At 33.8% G+C, this 3264-nt stretch carries 3 protein-coding genes, 1 tRNA gene and 1 pseudogene; 1 reads left to right on the top strand and 4 read right to left on the bottom strand.

Going from position 1 to position 3264, the window contains the following annotated elements; genetic code table 11:
- Window positions 1-321: 321 nt before the first annotated feature.
- From ACEW8E_RS10685 to ACEW8E_RS10670, 4 genes are all read right to left on the bottom strand, one after another.
- A tRNA-Leu gene (locus ACEW8E_RS10685) sits at window positions 322-402 on the bottom strand.
- 64 nt (window positions 403-466) lie between these two features.
- Window positions 467-1018, bottom strand: coding sequence for an NYN domain-containing protein (locus ACEW8E_RS10680; RefSeq protein WP_373480330.1), 552 nt, complete (start codon window positions 1016-1018; stop codon window positions 467-469).
- 92 nt (window positions 1019-1110) lie between these two features.
- Complete coding sequence (locus ACEW8E_RS10675) at window positions 1111-1767, bottom strand: energy-coupling factor ABC transporter ATP-binding protein (protein ID WP_373480329.1); 657 nt, start codon at window positions 1765-1767, stop codon at window positions 1111-1113.
- A gap of 433 nt (window positions 1768-2200) precedes the next feature.
- Window positions 2201-2473 carry a hypothetical protein gene (locus tag ACEW8E_RS10670; protein WP_373480328.1) on the bottom strand — a complete coding sequence of 91 codons (273 nt, stop codon included), beginning with the start codon at window positions 2471-2473 and terminating at the stop codon, window positions 2201-2203.
- A 248-nt stretch (window positions 2474-2721) separates the two neighbouring features.
- Here ACEW8E_RS10670 and ACEW8E_RS10665 point away from each other — a divergent pair.
- Window positions 2722-3264: pseudogene (locus ACEW8E_RS10665) on the top strand (photosystem II D2 protein (photosystem q(a) protein)); the annotation flags it as partial.

Below are 3264 nucleotides of genomic sequence, written 5' to 3'. Positions count from 1 at the left end.
CTAACTTCCAGTCTTGAACTGGTAAACGCTAACGGACACATTAACCTCTGTCAATTGAGTGAAAACTTGATTGATAAGTTAGGTGGTTGAAGTTAGAATCCCTCACCATAATCTTTGATTTGGTGACGGGAGAATGTCAATCAGGTAAAATTAATTGTATATAATATAAGGGTTTTAAAAAATTCACCGCAGTTAGAAACAGTTTTTAAATATATTTTTACAATCTAAATAAATCTTTATTTGTTGAAAAATAATTGAATATTTTTAATTTAATATAGAAGAAACTATCTGAAACAATCATACATAAACAGATACATAGAATGCGGACGGAGAGACTCGAACTCTCACATCAAAGATACTAGAACCTAAATCTAGCGCGTCTACCAATTCCGCCACGTCCGCTTAAGACCAGATACTATCATAACAATATTAAGAAAATAATTCAAGTTAATTGATAAAGAAAAGGTTAACTATTAATACCGAAGCGCATTTGTGTTAAAACTTTTTGAGTTTTAGTATCAAGAGAATTAAAAAGAAAACGCCCCTGAGATTTTTGTCGGGAGCGAAAGTTTTGTCTTTCTTTAGTTTTAGTGGAATCAATTTCTTTTGCTAATCCCTGAGCTGACAACCATTCTGCACCATAACCAACAACAGTATGACGTTGAGCTTGATCAGAAGTCGCCACAATTATTCTTGTGTCGGTTTCAGGATTGCGACGAGGAAAAGAAGCACAAAATTTTTCAATATAGGTATCGGCTGTTTCTGTATAAGATGTGTAGTGAACTAATACGCTTTTACCGACTTTTTCTTGATAACTAGGACTTTTTTGATAATGAGCATCAAACACTATTTTTGCTTCTAGTGCTTTATACCCTGTATAGTTAACCATACTCTCAATTAATGAATTCCTAGCTTGTTCTAAACCGTGATTATCTTTGATTTTTTTAAGGGAAGACCATGTGCCAATTATGTTGTAGCCATCTACCAATAAGATAGCTTGAGAAGTAGTAGAAACCATTTCTTTGCATATATATTTAACTAAAGGTTTTTTACAATGTCATAATGGTAGATTTTAACAAAATTTTAAGATCTTCGGTGTATTTATGGTAACTAATTTACAAATAATTCTTCAGGATTTCCTTGACGAATAACTTGTCCTTCTTTTAATAAAAAATAGCCATCGGCATAGTGTAGTTCTTCTAAACGATGAGTTACCCATAAAGCTGTTATTCCTCTTTCTCTAACCAGTTTTTGTACTAAAATAACTAATTCAATTTGAGTATCAGGATCTAATAATGCTGTAGGTTCATCTAATAGTAATACTGGACAATGACGAGCGATCGCACCTGCAATAGCAATACGTTGTTTTTGTCCGCCACTGAGTGCATAGATAGGGCGACGTTCTAATTGTAAAAGATTAACCGCTGTTAGAGCTTCTTTGACTCGATATTGAACTTGAAGGAGGTTTAGTTTTTCTTGTACTAATCCAAAGGCAATATCAGCGGCAACGGTGGGCATCACTAATTGATGATCTGGATTTTGAAATACAAATCCTAAAGGTGCATCAGTTTCGATCGTGCCACTATCAGCCGTCAGTAAACCTGCTAATAATCTCAGTAAAGTGGATTTTCCACAACCATTATTACCTAATAACATCCAAAATTCTCCTTTAGGAACTTTAAGATTACAGGAATTTAAGACGTTAGTTTGAGAATTCCAACGGAATGTTAAATTGTCAACGGTGATCGCAAAGTTAGAGTTAATCAAAATAAGCAAAAAGTAATAATTGATAATTGTTAATTGGTAATATCATCCGTGAATTTTGAATTTTCGGTGTTGTAAAGGTTTCAGGTGTAAAGGTATTAGGTATTAGCTTAAACAATGCACAAAATATATATATTACTGAGATCTTGCATCAGATCAAAAATACTTAATAAACAAAAGTCAAAAAATCAATTTTAGTATAGTTTGAGTCAATGTTAATCCCTTTGTCCTTTGCCCCTTGCCCTTTGCCCTAGCATCACCAGTTAATTTTTAACGAGGTGCAAGATCTGAGTATTAATTGATTTTTTATTTTCAATTCTTTGATTGATTAATCACCCCAGTTCAAGGGTATTAAACCCTTTCCGATACCTGAAACCTAAAACCTGCCTAGATTCGATAGATATTCAAAGCATCGAAGGGAGGCGATAATGTGTAATTATTTTTCGGCTAAAGCAGCAAAAAATCCGGGTGCTTTACTACCAGCGTTTACAGCATCTTTCTGAGAAATAATAACTCCAGTGATTTGATCGCTTAAGACGGCAATTTTTTTGTCAGTTTGCTTGTCACAGGTTAATTGAACAACTTGTACTTCTTTACTTTTAATAATTTCCAAAATATTGGTATAAAGAGCTTGAGCATCAGACTCTTCTTTTTTTTCCACAGATAAAGGTACGGGAATGTATCTAACTAACAAATCAATAGTAAACATAATTATTGTTGTATTTTTATTACTTTAAATTACGAGAAAACAGAATAAACTTAACTAATTTTAATATTTTTAAGGATTTTTTAACAATTTACTTGTCAAATATTGCAATTTTCCCATAAAATGTTATTATAAGTTAACGTTAAGAAAAGTAAATTTTTCTCATAAAATAGTCATAATAGGTTATTAAGATCTGAGAAAATAAAAAATAACGTTTTTAGTAATTATATTATTCATTTGGAGTTTCTTTTATGACCATTGCAGTAGGCAGAGTGCCAGAAAGAGGTATATTTGATACCCTAGACGACTGGCTCAAAAGAGACCGATTTGTATTCGTTGGTTGGTCTGGCATCCTCTTATTTCCTTGTGCCTACTTGGCTTTGGGAGGTTGGTTGACTGGTACTACCTTTGTTACTTCTTGGTACACTCACGGTTTAGCTAGTTCTTACTTAGAAGGTGCTAACTTTTTAACCGTAGCCGTATCTAGTCCAGCAGATGTTTTTGGACATTCTTTATTATTCTTGTGGGGGCCTGAAGCTCAAGGTAATCTCACTCGCTGGTTTCAAATCGGTGGTTTATGGCCTTTTGTAGCATTACACGGAGCTTTTGGTTTAATTGGCTTCATGTTACGTCAATTTGAGATTTCTCGCCTTGTAGGGATTCGTCCTTATAATGCCATCGCTTTCTCTGGGCCTATTGCTGTATTTGTTAGTGTGTTTTTAATGTATCCTTTAGGACAATCTAGCTGGTTTTTCGCTCCTTCTTTCGGAGTAGCTGGAATCTTCCGCTTTATT

The sequence above is a fragment of the Geminocystis sp. genome, from assembly GCF_041753295.1.
In the GTDB taxonomy this organism is placed as follows: domain Bacteria; phylum Cyanobacteriota; class Cyanobacteriia; order Cyanobacteriales; family Cyanobacteriaceae; genus Geminocystis.
Note: the sequence above shows the minus strand (reverse complement) of the source record. Positions and strands in the feature narration are given on the sequence as shown.

What these genes read in the sequence shown, in the direction of transcription:
- ACEW8E_RS10680 (WP_373480330.1), bottom strand. Translation starts at nt 1,018, where the DNA reads ATGGTTTCTACTACTTCTCAAGCTATCTTATTGGTAGATGGCTACAAC.
- ACEW8E_RS10670 (WP_373480328.1), bottom strand. Translation starts at nt 2,473, where the DNA reads ATGTTTACTATTGATTTGTTAGTTAGATACATTCCCGTACCTTTATCT.